Annotated in this window: 18 protein-coding genes; 11 read left to right on the top strand and 7 right to left on the bottom strand. The window is 66.1% G+C overall.

The features are described from left to right. Positions 1-91: 91 nt before the first annotated feature. From BM397_RS30110 to BM397_RS26750, 4 genes are all read left to right on the top strand, one after another. Positions 92-1,735, top strand: coding sequence for an amino acid ABC transporter permease/ATP-binding protein (locus BM397_RS30110; RefSeq protein ID WP_092430848.1), 1,644 nt, complete (start codon positions 92-94; stop codon positions 1,733-1,735). Further along, positions 1,732-2,982 carry an NAD(P)/FAD-dependent oxidoreductase gene (locus BM397_RS26760; protein WP_092430846.1) on the top strand — a complete coding sequence of 417 codons (1,251 nt, stop codon included), beginning with the start codon at positions 1,732-1,734 and terminating at the stop codon, positions 2,980-2,982. Before BM397_RS30110 ends, BM397_RS26760 begins: the two co-directional genes overlap by 4 nt. Continuing rightward, entirely contained in the window at positions 2,979-3,407 is a 429-nt protein-coding gene (locus BM397_RS26755) for a hypothetical protein (RefSeq protein WP_092430844.1), read from the top strand. The genes BM397_RS26760 and BM397_RS26755 overlap by 4 nt, the downstream gene beginning before the upstream one ends. Positions 3,408-3,528: 121 nt before the next feature. Next, complete coding sequence (locus BM397_RS26750; protein WP_092430842.1) at positions 3,529-4,239, top strand: helix-turn-helix domain-containing protein; 711 nt, start codon at positions 3,529-3,531, stop codon at positions 4,237-4,239. Positions 4,240-4,277: 38 nt separating this feature from the next. On the opposite strand, the gene BM397_RS26745 is transcribed toward BM397_RS26750, so the two are convergent. Next, complete coding sequence (locus tag BM397_RS26745; protein ID WP_176806947.1) at positions 4,278-5,042, bottom strand: IclR family transcriptional regulator; 765 nt, start codon at positions 5,040-5,042, stop codon at positions 4,278-4,280. 241 nt (positions 5,043-5,283) lie between these two features. Here BM397_RS26745 and BM397_RS26740 point away from each other — a divergent pair, with 241 nt between their 5' ends. The 5 genes from BM397_RS26740 (at position 5,284) to BM397_RS26720 (ending at position 10,042) form a co-directional block, all read left to right on the top strand. After that, positions 5,284-6,294, top strand: a complete 1,011-nt coding sequence (locus tag BM397_RS26740) for a TRAP transporter substrate-binding protein (RefSeq protein ID WP_092430838.1) — start codon at positions 5,284-5,286, stop codon at positions 6,292-6,294. Positions 6,295-6,367: 73 nt separating this feature from the next. Next, positions 6,368-6,883, top strand: coding sequence for a TRAP transporter small permease (locus BM397_RS26735; RefSeq protein ID WP_092430836.1), 516 nt, complete (start codon positions 6,368-6,370; stop codon positions 6,881-6,883). Then, positions 6,883-8,190, top strand: coding sequence for a TRAP transporter large permease (locus BM397_RS26730; protein WP_092430834.1), 1,308 nt, complete (start codon positions 6,883-6,885; stop codon positions 8,188-8,190). The genes BM397_RS26735 and BM397_RS26730 overlap by 1 nt, the downstream gene beginning before the upstream one ends. A 53-nt stretch (positions 8,191-8,243) precedes the next feature. After that, the gene (locus tag BM397_RS26725) at positions 8,244-9,701 is read left to right on the top strand and encodes a glutamine synthetase family protein (RefSeq protein ID WP_092430832.1); all 1,458 of its coding nucleotides are present in this window, start codon (positions 8,244-8,246) and stop codon (positions 9,699-9,701) included. Between the two features lie 2 nt (positions 9,702-9,703). Next, positions 9,704-10,042, top strand: coding sequence for a 5-carboxymethyl-2-hydroxymuconate Delta-isomerase (locus BM397_RS26720; protein ID WP_092430830.1), 339 nt, complete (start codon positions 9,704-9,706; stop codon positions 10,040-10,042). A 67-nt stretch (positions 10,043-10,109) separates the two neighbouring features. Here BM397_RS26720 and BM397_RS26715 read toward each other — a convergent pair whose 3' ends face one another. Genes BM397_RS26715 through BM397_RS26705 form a run of 3 tightly spaced genes read right to left on the bottom strand, consistent with a single transcriptional unit; the run spans position 10,110 to position 12,237 of the window. Continuing rightward, a complete protein-coding gene (locus BM397_RS26715; protein ID WP_092430828.1) occupies positions 10,110-10,577 on the bottom strand; it encodes a hypothetical protein in 468 nt (155 codons plus the stop codon). Beyond that, a complete protein-coding gene (locus tag BM397_RS26710; protein ID WP_092430826.1) occupies positions 10,574-11,803 on the bottom strand; it encodes an aromatic ring-hydroxylating oxygenase subunit alpha in 1,230 nt (409 codons plus the stop codon). Before BM397_RS26710 ends, BM397_RS26715 begins: the two co-directional genes overlap by 4 nt. A 20-nt stretch (positions 11,804-11,823) precedes the next feature. After that, on the bottom strand, positions 11,824-12,237 hold the full coding sequence (locus BM397_RS26705) for a Rieske 2Fe-2S domain-containing protein (protein WP_092430824.1): 414 nt from the start codon (positions 12,235-12,237) through the stop codon (positions 11,824-11,826). 158 nt (positions 12,238-12,395) lie between these two features. Between BM397_RS26705 and BM397_RS26700 the strand changes: the two genes are divergently transcribed. Then, positions 12,396-13,571 (top strand): FAD-dependent oxidoreductase, encoded by a 1,176-nt coding sequence (locus tag BM397_RS26700; protein WP_092430822.1) that lies wholly within the window; start codon positions 12,396-12,398, stop codon positions 13,569-13,571. A 3-nt stretch (positions 13,572-13,574) separates the two neighbouring features. Next, on the top strand, positions 13,575-14,027 hold the full coding sequence (locus tag BM397_RS26695; RefSeq protein WP_092430820.1) for a flavodoxin domain-containing protein: 453 nt from the start codon (positions 13,575-13,577) through the stop codon (positions 14,025-14,027). 656 nt (positions 14,028-14,683) lie between these two features. Here BM397_RS26695 and purU read toward each other — a convergent pair. From purU to BM397_RS26680, 3 genes are all read right to left on the bottom strand, one after another. Next, complete coding sequence (gene purU, locus BM397_RS26690; protein WP_092430818.1) at positions 14,684-15,568, bottom strand: formyltetrahydrofolate deformylase; 885 nt, start codon at positions 15,566-15,568, stop codon at positions 14,684-14,686. Positions 15,569-15,678: 110 nt separating this feature from the next. Next, positions 15,679-16,953 carry a serine hydroxymethyltransferase gene (glyA, locus tag BM397_RS26685; protein ID WP_092430816.1) on the bottom strand — a complete coding sequence of 425 codons (1,275 nt, stop codon included), beginning with the start codon at positions 16,951-16,953 and terminating at the stop codon, positions 15,679-15,681. A 17-nt stretch (positions 16,954-16,970) separates the two neighbouring features. Further along, positions 16,971-17,445 (bottom strand): sarcosine oxidase subunit gamma (locus BM397_RS26680; protein WP_143187081.1); only part of this gene is annotated, 475 nt, incomplete at its 5' end.

Genomic DNA, 17,445 nt, shown 5'->3' with positions numbered 1-17,445 from the left:
CTCCGGGGACCTGCGCCCTCTCCCGGCTCGCTTCAAACCTCGGCCGCCTGACAGCCGGGCACCACGGACCACTCGAACGAAAGACGACACCATGCACTGGATTGGCGAAGTCCTTGGCTACTTCACCTCGGCCTTTCTCTGGAAAGGCGCGCTTCTCGCCCTGCAGATCACCGTTTGCGCTCTCTTCCTCGGACTCATCTTCGGCCTGCTGATCGCCCTCGCACGCCTGTCCGGGAACCTGCTCCTGAGCGGCGTCACATGGGTCTATGTCTGGCTGCTGCGTGGCACGCCGCAGCTGCTCCAGCTGGTGTTCATCTTCGACGCGCTCCCCGCCATCGGGCTCAAGTTCAACTCCTTCACCACGGCGGTGATCGCCTTCTCCATGACCGAGGCCGCCTATGCTGCCGAGATCATCCGGGGTGGCATCCTGTCGGTGAACCGCGATCAGGCGATCGCGGCATCGTCGCTGGGCATGAGCCGGGGCCAGACGCTGCGCCGCATCGTGCTGCCGCAGGCCCTGCGCTCGATCCTGCCGGCTCTTGCCGGGCAGTCGATCACGCTGCTCAAGATGACCTCGGTGGCCTCGGTGATCTTCGTCAACGAACTGACTTTCCGATCGCAGCAGATCGTCGGCCAGACCTTCGAGTTCTTCACCGTCTTCGCCGCCGCCGGTCTGATCTACCTGCTGATGACCTCGCTGATCTCGCTCGGGCAGGCCTATCTCGAGTATCGCATGGACCCGGATCGCGACCGCAACAGCTCGCTCTTGAGCCTGCTCTGCACAAGGCTCGGTTTCGCAAAGCTGGTTGGCACGAAGACCGAGGCAACAAAACCAGCCGTCCCCGCCAAGCCGCCCGCGAAACTCTCGCCCGAGGAGCGCACCGCCATCGTGCAACGCATCCTCTCGACGCATCATTCACGGGAACCGGTGGACCCTGACGCGCCCTTCGTCAGGTGCCAGAAGCTGTGGAAGTCCTACGGCGACCGGGAAATTCTCAAGGCCATCTATCTGGATGTACAGCCTGGCGAGGTGGTTGCCGTGCTTGGACCGTCGGGGTCGGGCAAGTCGACCCTGCTGCGCCTGATCACCCACATCGAATCCATCGACGACGGCGAGATCACCGTCGGCGGGCGCTACGTGGGCTACGCCAAGGGCGTTGGAAAGCTCGTGCCCACACGCCATGTCGAGCGCGACCGCGCGCAGATCGGCGTGTCGATGGTGTTCCAGAACTTCAACCTCTTCGCCAATCTGACCGTCCTCGAAAACATCATGGAGGCCCCGATCCGCGTGCATGGCGTGGCCCCCGAAGAGGCCGAGGCGCTGGCCCGCGACCTGCTCGCGGTGGTGGGCCTCTCGGGTCACGCTGACCACCTGCCGCACCGCCTGTCGGGCGGGCAGCAGCAGCGGGTCGGCATTGCCCGCGCGCTTGCCATCCGCCCGCGCCTGATGCTCTTCGACGAGCCGACCTCGGCTCTCGATCCGGAACTGGTAGGCGAGGTGCTCTCCGTCATGCGGACCCTAGCGGACGCGGGCATGACGATGATCGTCGTCACCCACGAGATGGACTTCGCGCGCGAGGTCGCCGATCGCGTCGTGTTCTTCGACGAGGGCGAGATCGTCGAGCAGGGCACCCCGGCTGAGGTGATCGACAACCCGCAGAAGGCCCGGACCCGTGCCTTCCTCCGGCGTCTCGGGGGCAAGGAGGCCGATGCCCAGACCGAGGCAGACGCATGACCCGGCCCACGACCCTGATCGTCGGCGCATCGCATGCCGGCGTCACCGCGGCGGAAGCCCTGCGCCGCAACGGCTACGACGGCCGGATCCGCCTCTATTCGGCCGAGGCGGCCCCCCTGCCCTACCACCGTCCACCGCTCTCCAAGGCCTATATGGCGGGCGAGAAATCCGCAGAGCAGATCGCCCTGCGCGGCGCGAAGTTCTATGCGGACAATGACATCGAACTGCTGACCGGAACACGGGTCGACGCGGTCGATGCCGGCGCGCGCAGCCTGCGGGCCGGCGGCGAAACCGTGACATGGGACACGCTGGTCCTCGCCACCGGCGCGCGGGCGCGTCCGCTGCCGGGCTGCGAGGGCATCACGTCCGGCCTGCACCGGCTGCGCGATCTTGCTGACGCCGACCGGTTGTCCGCCCTTCGCAACCGGGGCGGGCGGCTTGTCATCGCCGGAGGCGGCTTCATCGGGCTGGAGGTTGCCGCCACCATGGTGCGGTCCGGGCTCGAAGTGATCGTGATCGACCCGCTGCAGACCTTGCTGCGCCGCGCCTTGCCGGCGGACCTCTCGGCGCTGCTGCTGGCGCGGCATCGAGCCGAGGGAGTCGACATCCGGCTCGGCCGCCGGATCTCGAGGGTCATCGCAGAGGACGGCGCGCTGCGCCGCATCGAGCTCGACGACGGCTGCCGCATCGACACCGAGGACCTTCTGGTCGGCATCGGAAGCACCGCGCGGCTCGAGCTGGCCGAGCAGCTCGGCCTCGCCACCCATGCCGGGGGCATCCTTGTCGACCGCCACGGGCGCAGCTCATGCGAAGGCGTCTACGCCATCGGAGACTGTGCGGCGCAGAACAACCGCTTTGCCGGTGGGCTCGCGCGGATCGAATCCGTTCAGGCTGCCACCGATCAAGCCCGCGCGGTCGCGGCAGCGATCTGCGGCAAGGACGACGCTCCCTCCGCCAGCGACGCACTGCCATGGTTCTGGTCGGATCAATACGACCTGAAACTCCAGATGGCCGGCCTGCCCGACGCCGCGGCAACGAGCGTCATGCGCGGCACGCCCGGCGACGGGCCCTGCAGCCTGTTCCAGATGCAACAGGACCGGATGACCGCCTCCTTCTCGATCAACCGTGCGGGCGATCACGTCCATTCGCGCAGGCTGATCGCGCAGGGGGCGCGCTTCGACATCTCGCTGCTGGCAGATCCGGAAATTCCGCTGACCAAATGCCAACTCACGGAGGCGGCCACATGAGCACCGACATCCTCACCGCGGATCGCGTCGCCCGGGAAATCGACCTGCTCCGACCACCTCTCGAGGCCCTGCTCACGCGCTCGGATATCGCGCGCGACGGTCTTGCGCTCTCGATCAGCGCCGACTTCGGCGCCGGGCAGATCAGCCTCGGGGATTTCGTCATCGGCGACCTGTCCCGAAACCCCTACCCCAACGCTGACATCGCGCGGCAGAAACGCGATCTTTCGGCGCGCTGCCGACGTGCGGGCTCGGACGTGCCGCCGCACCTGCTGCGCGATGGCGACAGCGAGTGGACCGGATCGGCCTGGCTCGACGGGATCGCCGTGGGCTGCGCCGGTCTGTCGGAGGCGCGCGACGAGATGGTCGCTCACTGGGTCGCGCATGCCCTTGCAGCGGCCTGCCGCGACGCCACAACAGCACCGTGATCGAGCAATCGGAAAGGCATATCGTCGAAAGTTTTCGAATTCGAAAATTTTCACTGCAACACGTTCCTCTTGGACGGTATAGTTTCCGGAACCGAGGGACGGATCAGAAGGGAGAGAAGAGGTGGTCACATCCGTCGAAGACGGCTTGAACGGCTCCATTGGCAGGCGCCTGAAAGCGATCCGCAAGGGCCGCAAGCTGACACTGATCAAGGTCGCAGACCTGACAGGGGTGTCCGCCTCGACGCTGTCGAAGATCGAGAATGCGCTGGTGTCACCTTCCTTCGACATCATCAAGCGCATCTGCGACGGGCTCGACATCGCGATAGAAGACATGGTGAGCGACGCCGAAGACCCCACGGCGACCCCGGTCGCGCCTGCGGCCCCGCCTGCCATGCATGGCCGCAAGACCACGACCCGGCTGGGCGAAGGGTCCCGCTTTACCTCGGGAACCTATGACTACGTTGCTCATGCGACCGAGCTTTTCCGCAAGGGCATGGTGCCTCTGGAAATTCACGTCCGCGCACGGTCGGCAGACGAATTCGACCACTGGAGCCGGCACAGCGGCGAAGAATTTGTCTTTGTCCTCTCGGGCGAACTCGAAGTGCATACGGACCTCTATGCCCCGTTCCGGCTCAAGCCCGGCGAGAGCACCTATTTCGATAGCGCGATGGCTCACATCTACCTGTCGGTCGGGGACGAGGACGCCCGGGTGCTGTCGATCTCCTACGATCCCAGGCAAAAGCCCGCACCGATTTCGACATACATGCACGTCACCGCAAGGCCGGTCGATCCAGAGGACGGCGCACCAACCGAGGCAATGATCCGCACCTGAGCCGCCTGCGCGCCGCGGGGCGTGGCTGGAAACCGATGCTACTTCAGAACCGCCGCGATCTGGCTGGCGTAACGCTGCAGGATCTCGGCCAGCCTGGCGTAGTCGGCCGGATCGATCTCGCTGGCAGGTTCGGAGAGGCCAAGCGCCATCTCGGCGCGGCCAAGCGGACCAACGGGCACGGCGATCCCGACGGCACCCGCCTCGAACTCGCCTTTCACGACGGAGACGCCGGACTCACGCGACTGCGCGACTTCGGCGGCGATCGCTGCCCTGTCGAGAACCGTGTCCGCCGTGAAGCGTTCCAGTGGCAGCGTCTCGATCATCTGGCGCGTCCAATCCGGGTCGGACCAGGCAAGAAGGACGCGGCCGATCGAGGTCGACAGCGGCGGCAGGCGGCTGCCGATCGTGAAGCCGAAGGTGTAGCGCGCATTCCGCTGCGACGACTGGGCAACGTAGACGACTTCCGAGCCGTCGCGCATTGCCAGCCCAACGCTATAGCCCAATTCCCGCGCGCACATTTCGATCAGTGGCTGAACCAGTCGGCCGAACTGATTGCCGCGCAGGAAGCCGCTTCCCAGAACGAGCACGCGCGGCGTCAGCGAATAGCGGTTGCCGTCCTTGCGCACGTACCCGAGGTGAACGAGCGTCAGGACAAGGCGGCGGACCGCTGCGCGCTCGATATCCGTGAGACGTCCGATCTCCGCCAGGGTCAGCTGGCTGTGCGTCTCGTCGAAGGCCCGCAGCACCGACATGCCCTTCATGAAGGTCAGCGAAATATCCTTGAGCGGGATCTCGTCGCGCATCTTGGTCACCAGCTCGGATCCATCCATTGCAAGCCATCCATTCTGGCCGCGCCCAAATTCTGAGCCGGCAATCTCGGTCTCCTTGTATTGCCCCCTCCAATTGATGCTCGCAAGCGTTCTCTCGCTTGACAAGCCGCATCAAGAGTGACCGATTGGTGGATAATCGCGCAAATGTTGTGAGAACGCGAATGGGCCCCGGAGCACCGGCCGCCCGAACCAGCGAACAGGGAACCGACCTACAATGATCAAAACAGTCCTTACCGCGGGCATCGCCGCGCTTGGCCTGGCCTCAACGGCCTCGGCCGAAAACCTGCGCTACGCGCATTTCATGTCCGCCAGCAGCTGGCAGAACCAGGTCATCTTCGAAGACTGGGCAACCGCCGTCGAGGAGGCTTCCGGCGGCGCTCTGGACGTACAGGTGTTTCCGGCCCAGACGCTCGGCAAGGCCGCGGCGGGCTACGATAATGCCGTTGCGGGTATCGCCGACATCGTCTGGACCGTGCCCGGCTACACCGCCGGACGCTTCCCGCTGAGCCAGATCCTGGAGCTTCCGGGTCTGTTCGACACCGGGGCCGTCGGCTCCTGCGCCTTCCAGAAGCTGTATGATTCCGGAGCGCTGGACGAGGAATACGAGGAAACTCACATTCTCTTCGTGCACACCCACGATCCGGGCCACCTGCACACCGCCAAGAAGCCCGTCAGCACGCTTGCCGACATGAAGGGCCTGAAGCTGCGCCGCCCGACCCAGGTTGTCGGCGATCTGCTGACCGAGCTTGGGGCCGAACCCGTCGGCATGCCCGCGCCGAACACCTACGAGGCCGTCCAGCGCGGGGCCATCGACGGCTACATGCTGCCCTGGGAAAGCGTCGAGAGCTTCCGCCTGGAAGAGCTGACCGGCAATCATACCGTCTTCGGTTTCTACGCGCTGGCCTTCATCGCCACGATGAACAAGGCGAAATACGAGGCTCTCTCACCCGAAGCCAAGGCGGCGATCGACGCCAACAGCGGCATGCAATGGTCGGTGACGGCAGGCGGCGGCTATGACGAGGCCGGGGCCAAGGTTCTCGAGCGCCTGCGCGAAACCTCGAACGTCATCGAGCTGTCGGACGAGGAACGCGCCACATGGATGGCGGCCGCGCAAAAGGCCTCCGACGCCTACATTTCCTCTCTCGACGAGCAGGGGCTGCCGGGGACCGAAACCTACGCCGCCGTGCAGGGCTACGTCACGGAGTGCCAGGCTGAGCTGAACTGAGCCGGCTGCTCCCAGACATTGCGGGTCGCCCTCGGGCGGCCCGCCTTTCCCTTCTCAATCTCCAGGACCCTTCATGTTCGTCACGCTCCTTCGGCGCATCTCAGGCCCGGTCGAAGCCGCCTGTCTGCTCCTCGGCGGCCTGTGCCTGTTCTACATGGTGTTTGTCGTCGCCTTCAACGTTCTGGCGCGGATCGTCTTTGACGCCACCGATACGGCAGTGAACCTGATGATCCCCGGGGCGATCGAGCAGGTGTCCTACCTCTTGGGGATCATCGCGCTCGCGGCGCTGGCGGCCTCGCTCAAGGAAGGCATGATCGCCGTCGATTTCGTGGTCGAGCGCCTGCCCGACCTGCCCCGTGCGCTGGTGGCGCGCTTCTGGTTCCTCGGCGTGGTGGCGCTGGCGCTGGTGCTGGCCTGGCTGTTCTGGGAGGACGCGCTGGCAACCCATGCGCGGGGCGAGGAAACGCAGGACCTGCGCATCCCGATGTTCCTGATCTACGGGCTCTATGCGCTGCAATGCCTGGCGCTTGCGGTGATCGCCCTGCGCGAGGTCTTCACCGCTGACGGCCACCACGCGGAGTTGCTGTGATGACCCCCCTTGCCATTGGTATCGCCGCGATTGCGGTCATGTTCGTCATCGTCATCCTCGGGGCCCCGATCGGACTCGCGATGATCGCGGTCGGTTTCGCGGGGTTTTCCGCCATCGTCGGGGTGGCCCCGGCGCTGAGCGTGCTGAAGACCGCGGCCTTCGAGACCGTGACCAGCTATTCCTTCACCCTGATCCCGCTCTTTCTGCTGATGGGGAACCTGATCTCCCGTTCCGGCGTAGCCTCGGACCTGTTCAAGGGCGCGCTGCTGCTGACCCGGGGCTGGGCCGGCGGGCTGGCGGCAGCGGGCATGACGGCAAGCGCCGTCTTTTCCACCGTTTCCGGCTCCTCTCTGGCGACGGCCTCGACCATGACACGGGTCGCCTATCCGGAAATGAAGGCGCACGGCTATGACACGCGGCTGTCCACCGGGTCACTGGCCGCGGGCGGCACACTCGGGATCCTGATACCGCCGTCGATCGCGCTGATGCTCTATGCGCTGATCACCGAACAATCGGTCGGCACGATGTTCCTCGCGGGGATCCTCCCCGGCGTGCTGGCCTTCGCGCTTTATATCGTAACGATCCTCATCATGGCGCGGTTCTGGCCCCCGGTCACCGATCCGGCTCAGACCGAGGCGGTCGCAGCCGAACGGGGCGGGCCGCTCGAGGTGCTGCGCCTCTTTGCCCCCGCCATCGTGCTCTTCGGACTGGTGATGGGCGGGCTCTACGGCAACTTCTTCACCCCGACCGAGGCGGGCGGCGTCGGGGCCGCATTGGCGCTGATCTTTGCGCTCTGGCGGCGCACGCCGCGGGCCGAGCTCGTCGCGGCCTTCTCCGAGGCCATTGTCTCCAGCGGTGCGATCTTCCTGATCCTGATCGGCGCCGAGGTGTTCGGCTTCGTGCTCTCGACGTCACAGCTTTCAAACGCGCTGGTCGGCTTCCTGAGCGACAGCGGCTTCACCTCTTGGCAGGTGCTTCTGGCGATCCTGCTCTTCTACGTGGTCCTCGGGTGCTTCATGGAGAGCCTTGCCATGATCCTGCTCACGGTGCCGATCTTCTTCCCGGTGATCCTCGCCAACGGCTTCGATCCGATCTGGTTCGGCGTCATCGCCGTGGTGACGGTGGAGCTGGGCATGATCACACCGCCGGTGGGGATGAACCTCTTCATGGTGAAAAGCGCGTCGCGCGGAGTGCCGCTGACCAAGATCATCGCGGGTGTCGTGCCCTTTGTGGTCGCGGACGTGATCCGCCTCGGCATCCTTCTGGCCTTCCCGGCGATCTCGCTGCTGCTGACCGGACGGCTCTAAGACCAAAGACGAACGCGCGCTCTCGATAAGCGCGCGAGACAGGCAGGACCAAAATGACCTCTCATCTCGAAAACATTTCTTCGGGCCGGCTGGCCCGCGACGGCCTGCTGAGCGCCGAGGCGCAGCACCTCGCCGCCGATCTTCTGGCGCGGCTCGAGCAGGGCCCCATCGAAACCGTCCGCGTGGTCTTTGCCGATCAGCACGGGCTGCTGCGCGGCAAGACGGTGACCGCCGCGAGCCTCGGGTCGATCTTCCGCTCGGGGCTGAACCTGCCCGGCACGCTGCTGCTGAAGGACACCTCCAACCGCACCGTGTTTCCGATCTGGGACGGTCGCAGCCCCGGTGTCATGGCGACGATGGCCGGTGCCGGCGACATGCTGGCGGTGCCCGACCCCGCCACCTTCCGCGTGCTGCCCTGGTCGCCGCATTCGGCCTGGCTGTTCTGCGACCCCTACACGCGCGACGGCCAGCCCCTGCCCTTTGCCCCGCGCCCGACCCTGCGGCGCGCTGTCGATCTGCTTGCCGCCGAGGGCTATTCGCTCACCGTCGGGCTGGAGGTCGAGTTCCACGTCTTCGCCCGGACCGACGCATCGCTGGGACACGCTCAGGCAGGCATGCCCGGCACGCCGCCCGCGACCGCGCTTCTGGATCAGGGCTACCAGTACCTTGCCGACATGAACTACGACCGCCTCGAGCCGGTGATGGACCTGCTGCGCCGCCATGCGCAGGCGCTGGATCTGCCGGTGCGCTCGACCGAGGTCGAGATGGGACCGAGCCAGTTCGAATTCACTTTCGAACCCGCGGATGCCCTGACCCATGCCGACAACATGACCATGTTCCGCACCATGGTGAAGGAGGTCTGCGCCCGCGAGGGGCTGCACGCGACCTTCATGTGCCGCCCGAAAGTCGACAACAGCGCCTCGAGCGGCTGGCACCTGCACCAGTCGCTTTGCGACGCTTCCGGAGCAAACCTGTTCATCCCCCCCGCCAAGGGTCAGCTGAGCCCGCAGGCCGACCATTGGATCGCCGGGCTTCTCGCCCATGCCCCGGAAAGCTGCCTGCTGACCACACCGACGGTGAATGGCTACAAGCGGTATCAGCCCTTCCAGCTCGCTCCCGACCGGATCGAGTGGGGCTACGACAACCGCGGCGCGATGGTCCGCGCGCTGATGGCGCCGGGCGACAAGGCCAGCCGGGTAGAGAACCGCGTGGCGGAACCGGCAGCGAACCCCTATTTCTACTTCGCCTCGCAGATTTTGTCGGGCCTCTCGGGTCTGCGTCAGGGACTGAGCGCCCCAGCGCCGGTCGAGAACCCCTATGACAACGACGCCCAGGCCCTGCCGCCCAGCCTCATCGCCGCGATCGAGGCCTTCGAGGGCGGGAGCCTGTTCCGAGACATGCTCGGCGCGGATTTCTGCGACTACATGTCGACCCTGAAGCGGGCGGAGTGGAAGCGCTATCTCGGCGTCGTCACGGAGTGGGAACAGCACGAATACTTCGGGATCTTCTGAACATGCCGCATCTGGTTGTAGAGTATTTCGCGCCCGAAGGGCTCGACGGGCCGGCGGTTCTGTCGGACCTGCTGGACACGGCGGTTGCCACCGGCATCATGCAGAGGGCCGACGTGAAGGCGCGCCTGCTGCCCTCCGAGGCGATCCTTCTGGGGGACGGGCGCGGCTCATTCATTCACGTGACCGTCTCGATGCTGGCCGGACGCACGCCCGAGGCAAAGCTCGGTCTGTCGGTCGCGCTGACCGGCAAGCTGCGCGAGGTCTGCCCCGACATCGAGGCGATCAGCGCGGACATCCGCGACATGGATCCGGACTGCTACAAGAAGAGCCTCAAGGCCTGAGGCCCCAAATCAAATACCGCCCGGCGGGGTCGCCGGGCGGCACCATTGATCCCCGAAATCGGGCCGTTCAGGCGGTGAAGGCGCTGCGTCCCGGCTGCTCGGCAAGCCGGGCAAGATCCTCGGTCAGCTCGGTCGCCGGAATGCCTCGGCGGTTCGCAGCACCGCCGAGGCTCAGCCCGATCCCCCGAAAGAATGCGGGCTCCGCCAGGCGGATGTCCTGCGGCAAAGCTGGATCCGCGCGCGTGTCTAGCCAGCGCCAATCGCCGGTGCCGATCAGCACCGGCTCGGCCTCCGCCCCCGTCCGCACCGCCGTGAGGGACAGACCCTCGATCACCCCCGCATAGCCGTCGCGCAGGTGCAGAGGCACCGGCTCCTTCGGGCCGAGCCCGGCGATGTCCATCACCGGCGCGTGCCAGAGCGCCAGCCAGACCCAAGCCAGATCATGCCGCTCCATCATCTGGCGCACGGATTCCTTCAGGGTGAAGTAGCCGTCCAGGATATCCTGGAACGGCTCAGCCCCGGTCGGCGTGCTCATACCGAGGCATCCCACGGGCAGGCCGCGCGGCGGGTCATGTCATATTTCCAGCTCGCCGCCTGCCAGTCGTCGCTGTCAGCAATCGCGTCGTTCGACAGCGGGCCGATGAGCGACGCGGTGCCCGGCTGATCCTGCATCGGCAGCCGGTCGAACTGCCCCGCGCCCACCGCCTTGATCGCCTTGCGCAGCAGCAGGCGGTAGCGAACGATCGCCGCATCTCCCCGGCCGAGGTGCTCGCGGGTACGGTCCTGGATCGCGCCCATGCCTTCCACGGCCCACTGATCGTGCACGTTGATGTCCAGCCCCATGCCCGTATAGGTCTCGGTCTTCTGCTCTTCGGGGTTGTAGTGATAGTCGTTCGACTTGTTTTTCAGCGGCGCGTAGTCTGGCAGACTGTGCTCCTGCAGCCGCTGTTCGCGCATCAGGGCCTTGTTCACCGGCTTGTCGAAACTGGTGAACATGGTGACCCAATAGCAGTTCTCGTCATCGACCGGCACGTGCCACTGGGTGATGATCATCTCGCGCGACATCGGGATGCAGATCGCCGAGGGGAAGATCTGGTTGGTCACCCGCACATGGGTCAGCCCGCCGTCCATATGGCGCAGCGAGGTGATCTTGAGCCCGAAATCGGTCTCTTCGACCTCGATGTCGGGGCGCGGGTATTCGCGCAGCACCTGGGTGATCGGCATGTTGGTGTCCGCGGCCTTGTCGCGGAACTGCTTGCCGTAGCTGTCGGCGGGGTCCTCGTCCTGCAGGAAGCGATGCAGGAAGGAGGCATGACCCGGGTCGATGCCAATCTCGAGCGCCTGCAGCCAGTTGCACTCCCAGAGGCCCTTGAAGGCGAAGACATGGCTGTCGGGCGCACGGAAGCAGTCGAAGTTAGGGAAGGCCGGCGGCGCGCCCTCGCCGAGATAGGCGAAATAGATGCCGTTCTTCTCCACCACCGGGTAGACGGGTGCGCCCGCGATCGGATGCAGATCAGCCTCGGCGGGGTGGTGGGTCGGGGCTTCGTCCGGCGAGGCCACACGGGCGGTCAAGGTCAGCGTACCGTCAGCACCGCGCAGCAGCACCAGCCGCTCGCCGAGCAGGTTGACCGGGAGCTTCGACATCCCGGGCGTCATCTCATCCGTCAGGGCGGCGGGTTGCCAGTAGCGGCGGTGCACGGCACCGGCCTCGGAGCCCGGGCCGATGCGGGTGATCTGGTCGTTCAGTTTCTGAGAGATCATGCGAGGGTCCTTTCTGGAGCTCAGGCCGTGGCAGGTGCGGCGGTCAGCGCGGGTGCGGCACCCTCGCCGAACCAGGCAAAGATCGCGCCGTCCTGTTCACTGACCGGATAGCTGGGCAGCTTGATGGTCTGGTACATGGTGGAATCCGCAGGTTCGGCGGGCTGCTCGGTGCATTTCCCGTTGCGATCGAAATGCCAGCCATGGAAGGGGCACCGAAGACCGTTGTTCTCGTGGCGGCCGAAGCAGAGGTCGGCGCCCCGATGCGGGCAGTGGCGACCAATCAGCCCCAGCTCGCCCTCTTCGTCTCGAAAGAGGACCAGTGCCTGGCCCATGGCGCTCACCGGAACCACCGGACGCGGTCCATCGAGGTCGCTGGACTGAGCGATTTGGATCCATGTGGTCGGCGGGCTGGCATCTTGTGTGGCCACGGTCATCGGGCGCTCCTGTGAAGTCGTGCAATCTTTGTGCGTCAGCTTTGGTCGATAATCGACCATTTGCGCTTTATAGAAACTTCTCATTGATTTTTCGCGCGGTCAATGTGATTGATCGCAAAACTCTGAATGAGCGCGGACAAAAGGACATCGGAGCGTAAATGACCGGAAAAGTGGCAATTGTCGGGGCCGGACCGTCCGGCTGCTACACGGCGCAGGCGCTTCTGAAAGCCGCGCCCGGGCTCGAGGTCGACGTGATCGACGCGCTTCCTGTGCCATACGGCCTCGTGCGCTACGGGGTGGCGGCGGACCATCAGGGCACCAAGGCAGTGAGCCGCCAGTTTGACCGGATCTTCACTCGAATGGGCGGGCAGTTCTTCGGCAATCTGCGGATCGGTGCGGATGTGAGCCTGACCGATCTTTGCGGCGCGTATGACGCGGTGGTTCTGGCGGCCGGCCTGTCCGCGGACCGCCCGCTCGGCCTACCCGGAGACGACCTGCCGGGGATCATCGGCTCCGCCCGCCTGACCCGCGCGCTCTACGAGCACCCCGACGCCGGGCCCTTGCCCGATCTTGGCGCACATCCCGTGATCATCGGCACCGGCAACGTGGCCATCGACATCCTGCGCCTGCTGGTCAAGACCCCGGAGGAGCTGGCCGGCAGCGACCTCGGGCCCGGCCCCAGCGATTGGCTGTCCCGGCAGCGCGTCGAGAGGATTACCATTGTAGGGCGCTCGCCCGCCACGGCCGCAAGGTTCGACCCGGCAATGATCCGGGAACTGGCCACGCTGAGCCGGATCAATGCCAGCATCCAGCCGCCCGCGCAGGGCGGCGCGGGGGTCGAGGGCCTTCTGGCCACGCTTGCCGAGACGACCTCCGGCCCGCTGCCCGTCGAGTTTCGCTTCCAGACCACGCCAACCGCGGTACGCCGCGGGCCGGGCGGCCTGCTGCTGGACGTCACCACGCCGAACGGGGCAGAGACGCTCTCCGCCAGTGCGCTGCTCACCGCCATCGGATTCGCCTCGGACCAAGCGCTGACGGGCGAACAGGTCGCGGACTGCTATCACACCGGCTGGTTCGCGAACGGCCCCACGGGAGCCCTGCCGCGTTGCCGAGAGGAGGCGCAAGCTCTTGCCGCCCGGATCCTGCGGGAACTCGCGCCCGATCCCCGCAGACCCGGCCGTCGCCTCTTGCAGGACGTCCCCGGCACGGTCGATTTCGCCCATTGGCAGGCCATCGACGCACACGAAAAGGCAGTTGCCGCGCCTGAAAGGTGCCGGCGAAAGCTGGCGCAGCGCGCTGACCTGCTGACCCTCCCGACACTTCAGGACGTCTGACCCATGAACATCGCTATCTTTTACGGAACCGAAACCGGCAATGCCGAGATGCTGGCCGACGATCTGTCGACCGCGCTGGACGAGGCGCATGAAACCTCGGTCAGCAACCTGTCGGACACTGCCCCGGACGCCCTGCGCACGGCGGATCTGAACATCATCCTCTGTTCCTCCTATGGCGACGGCGATCTGCCTGCATCGGCGCAGCCCTTCGCCGACCGGCTGGAGGCCCAGAGCCCCGATCTCGGCGGCGTCCGCTTTGCGATCTTCGGCCTGGGTGACCGCGAATACCACGCGACCTTCGGCAGCGGGTCGATGAAACTCGCCGACAGCCTCATCCGGCGGGGCGCCACGCTGATCGGCGAGCGCGTCGTCCATGACGCCGCCAGTGGCGATCTGCCGGAAGACATGGCGCTTCCCTGGGCAGAAGACATCATCGCTGCCTCTCACCACGGCTGAACGTTCTGGCGCACGAACCTGGTCCCGTGCTGATCTCCCAGACCTAGCGAAACACGTGGCCCGCTGAAGCTCGGGTTCGCCATGCCGCAAGGAGGGCGACCCGCACAACCTCATTGAGCGCCTGCGCGCCCCGTACCTGCTTGCCCCTGCTGATACCACGGAGCTTCCGGCAACCGCCCTGGCTGAACGGCACCGCCGCGTCCCCCAGGCACAGGAACCCCGGGGCGGCCAGGTCTCCGAGCGCGATCCCAGACGATCGGGAAATCGCCGACCGCAACCGCGTCACGCACAGCGCCAGTGCAGCGCAGGGTCACGCGCCGAAAGCCGGTCGCTCGTGCCGGGCCGGGATCCACGCTGCCCCGGGACCCCGTTCCGTGACCCATTGCCCTGAATGGACTGAAGTTCGAAGTTGGCCTGCTCTCCAGACGGGACGACGGGTGATGCCGAAGAGGCGCTCCACCGCCAGCACGACAGGATTGATCGCACCCTATGCAAATGTCGTCCGACACTTGGTGGCATGGAAAGGTCCGACGCAGGTCCGCTGAACGCGCTTAAGGCCCAGACCGGCGAAGCCAGGAAGGTGTCGGCCCCGCATACGCTTGACGTGGAAGCGGCCCATGATCCTCCCGGCTCCGGGCCGCCGGCTGCTCAGGACGTCAGCCCATCCGCTCCGAGGCGTACTCCCCGGGGCTGGCCGGGAAGACGATCGTCTTGTCACCGTTCAGGAAAACCCGACGATGGATGTGCGCGTGAATGGCGCGCGCGAGCACCTGGCTCTCGACATCGCGGCCAAGGCTGACGTAGTCGTCGGCGCTTTGGGCGTGCGTCACGCGGATCGTGTCCTGCTCGATGATCGGGCCCTCGTCGAGATCGGCGGTCACGTAGTGCGACGTCGCGCCAATCAGCTTCACGCCGCGCTCGAAGGCCTGCTTGTAGGGGTTTGCCCCCTTGAAGGACGGCAGGAAGGAATGGTGAATGTTGATGATCCGCCCCGACATCTTGCGGCACATCTCGTCGCTCAGGATCTGCATGTAACGCGCCAGCACGATCAGGTCCGCGCCGGTGTCCTCGACCACGCGCATGATCGCGGCCTCGGCCTCGGGCTTGTTCTGCTTGGTCACCTTGATGCAATGGAACGGCAGATCGTGGTTCACCACCACCTTCTGGTAATCCATGTGGTTGGAGATCACCGCGACGATCTCGACCGGCAGCGCGCCGATGCGCCAGCGGTAGAGCAGGTCGTTCAGGCAGTGCCCGAAGCGGCTGACCATGATCACCACCTTCATCTTTTCCGACGGATCGTGGAAGGCGAAATCCGCACCCAGTCGCGCGGCAATCTCGGCAAAGCCTGTGCTCAGCGTCTCCTGCGTCACTCCCTGCTCTGAGACGAAGCTGAGACGCATGAAGAAGCGGTCGTTCTCGATGTCCGAGAACTGCGAGCTGTCATGGATGTTGCAGCCCTGCTCGGCGAGATAGGAGGAAATCGCCGCCACGACACCGGAGCGCACGGGGCAGGAGACGGTCAGGATGATCTTGGACATGTCTGTTGGACTCTGATTGAGCATCGGCCCCGAGGCGGACCCAGGAGCTTGAGGTTGCGGTCATTGGCCCCGCCCGGATGTGCGGGCGGGGCTGGAGCCTTTGCCTGCGATCAGGCGGTGGCCGCGTAGATCGGGAAGTCGTCGCAGAGCGCCTGCACTTCCGCCCGCACCATCGCCTCGACCTCGGCGTTGCCTTCGGGATCGTGCGACAGCGCATCGATCACCCGCAGGATCAGCCCGCCGATCAGCTCGAACTCGGCCTCGCGGAAGCCGCGCGTGGTGCCCGCCGAGGTGCCGAGCCGGATGCCCGAGGTGACGAAGGGCTTCTGCGGATCGTTGGGGATCGAGTTCTTGTTGCAGGTGAGCCCTGCCCGCTCGAGCGCGATCTCGGCGACCTTGCCGGTCACGCCCTTGGGCTGCAGGTCGACCAGCACCATGTGACTGTCGGTGCCACCCGAGACGATGCCGAGCCCGCCGACCATCAGCACATCGGCCAGCGCCTTGGCGTTCTCGATCACCTGCTCCGCGTAATCCGCGAACTCGGGCTGCAGCGCCTCGCCGAAGGCAACGGCCTTCGCGGCGATCACATGCATCAGCGGGCCGCCCTGGTTGCCGGGGAAGACCGCCGAGTTGAGCTTCTTCGCCAGCGCCTCGTCATTGGTCAGGATGACACCGCCGCGTGGGCCGCGCAGGGTCTTGTGGGTGGTCGAGGTGACCACATGCGCATGCGGAACCGGGTTCGGATACTTGCCGCCGGCGATCAGCCCCGCGTAATGCGCCATGTCGACCATCAGGTAGGCCCCGACCTCGTCGGCGATCTTGCGGAAGCCCTCGAAGTCGATCCTGCGCGGATAGGCCGAGGCGCCAGCGACGATCAGCTTGGGCTTGGTCTCCAGTGCCTTCGCACGGACCTTCTCCATGTCGATCAGGTGGCTGTCGGCATCGACCTCGTAGGAGACCACGTCGAACCACTTGCCCGACATGGTGACCGGCGAGCCATGCGTCAGGTGGCCGCCATGGGCCAGCGAGAGACCCATGATCCGGTCACCGGGCTCGAGCAGGGCGAGGAACACCGCCTGGTTGGCCTGCGCGCCGGAATGCGGCTGCACGTTGGCGTATTCGGCACCAAAGAGCTGCTTGAGCCGATCGATGGCGATCTGCTCGACCGTATCCACGTGCTCGCAGCCGCCGTAATAGCGCTTGCCGGGATAGCCTTCGGCATACTTGTTGGTCAGCACCGAACCCTGCGCCGCCATGACGTTGGCCGACACGATGTTTTCCGAGGCGATGAGCTCGATCTGGCTTTGCTGACGGGTCAGCTCCGCGGCCACGGCGGTGGCGACGAGGGCATCGGAGATGCCGCTCTTGGGCAGTCTGTTGAACATGGGGTTATCCCTTCAGGTCAGAGGGTTTCAGCAGCGAGTTCACGTGCGCCGATCTGGAGGAGGTGCAGCAGGTGTGGGGCGAAGCTGTTCCAGACGTCAATGCGGAAGCGGTCCTCGGCGTCGCGCCAGAGGGTGACGGTGGCGCCGTCGAAGAGGGTGCGGCGGGCGGAGCCGACGGCAATGGCGTCGATGTCGCGGGCGCAGCCGATGGTCATCAGCTCAGGCGCGCGCGGGCCCTCGATGACGAAGGTCACCTCGCGGGCGGTGATCTCCACCAGGCTGTGCGGCAGGGCCGCGTAGACGCCAGCACAGGCATCTGCCACCGGCGCGGCTTCGGCGGCCAGAACCAGCCATTCGTCGGGACCGAGGCAGGCGACCTCGACGGCCCCCTTCACGGTCTCGCCGATCCCGCGCGGCAGCGCCACGCCGAGCGCCTGCTCGAGCGGCGCGAGATCGCCGCGGGCGCGCAGCGAGAAGCGCACCTTGGGCAGG

Source organism: Alloyangia pacifica, assembly GCF_900116195.1.
GTDB classification, from domain to species: domain Bacteria; phylum Pseudomonadota; class Alphaproteobacteria; order Rhodobacterales; family Rhodobacteraceae; genus Salipiger; species Salipiger pacificus.
The sequence above is the reverse complement of the archived record's forward strand: the minus strand, read 5'-3'. Positions and strand labels throughout refer to the sequence as shown.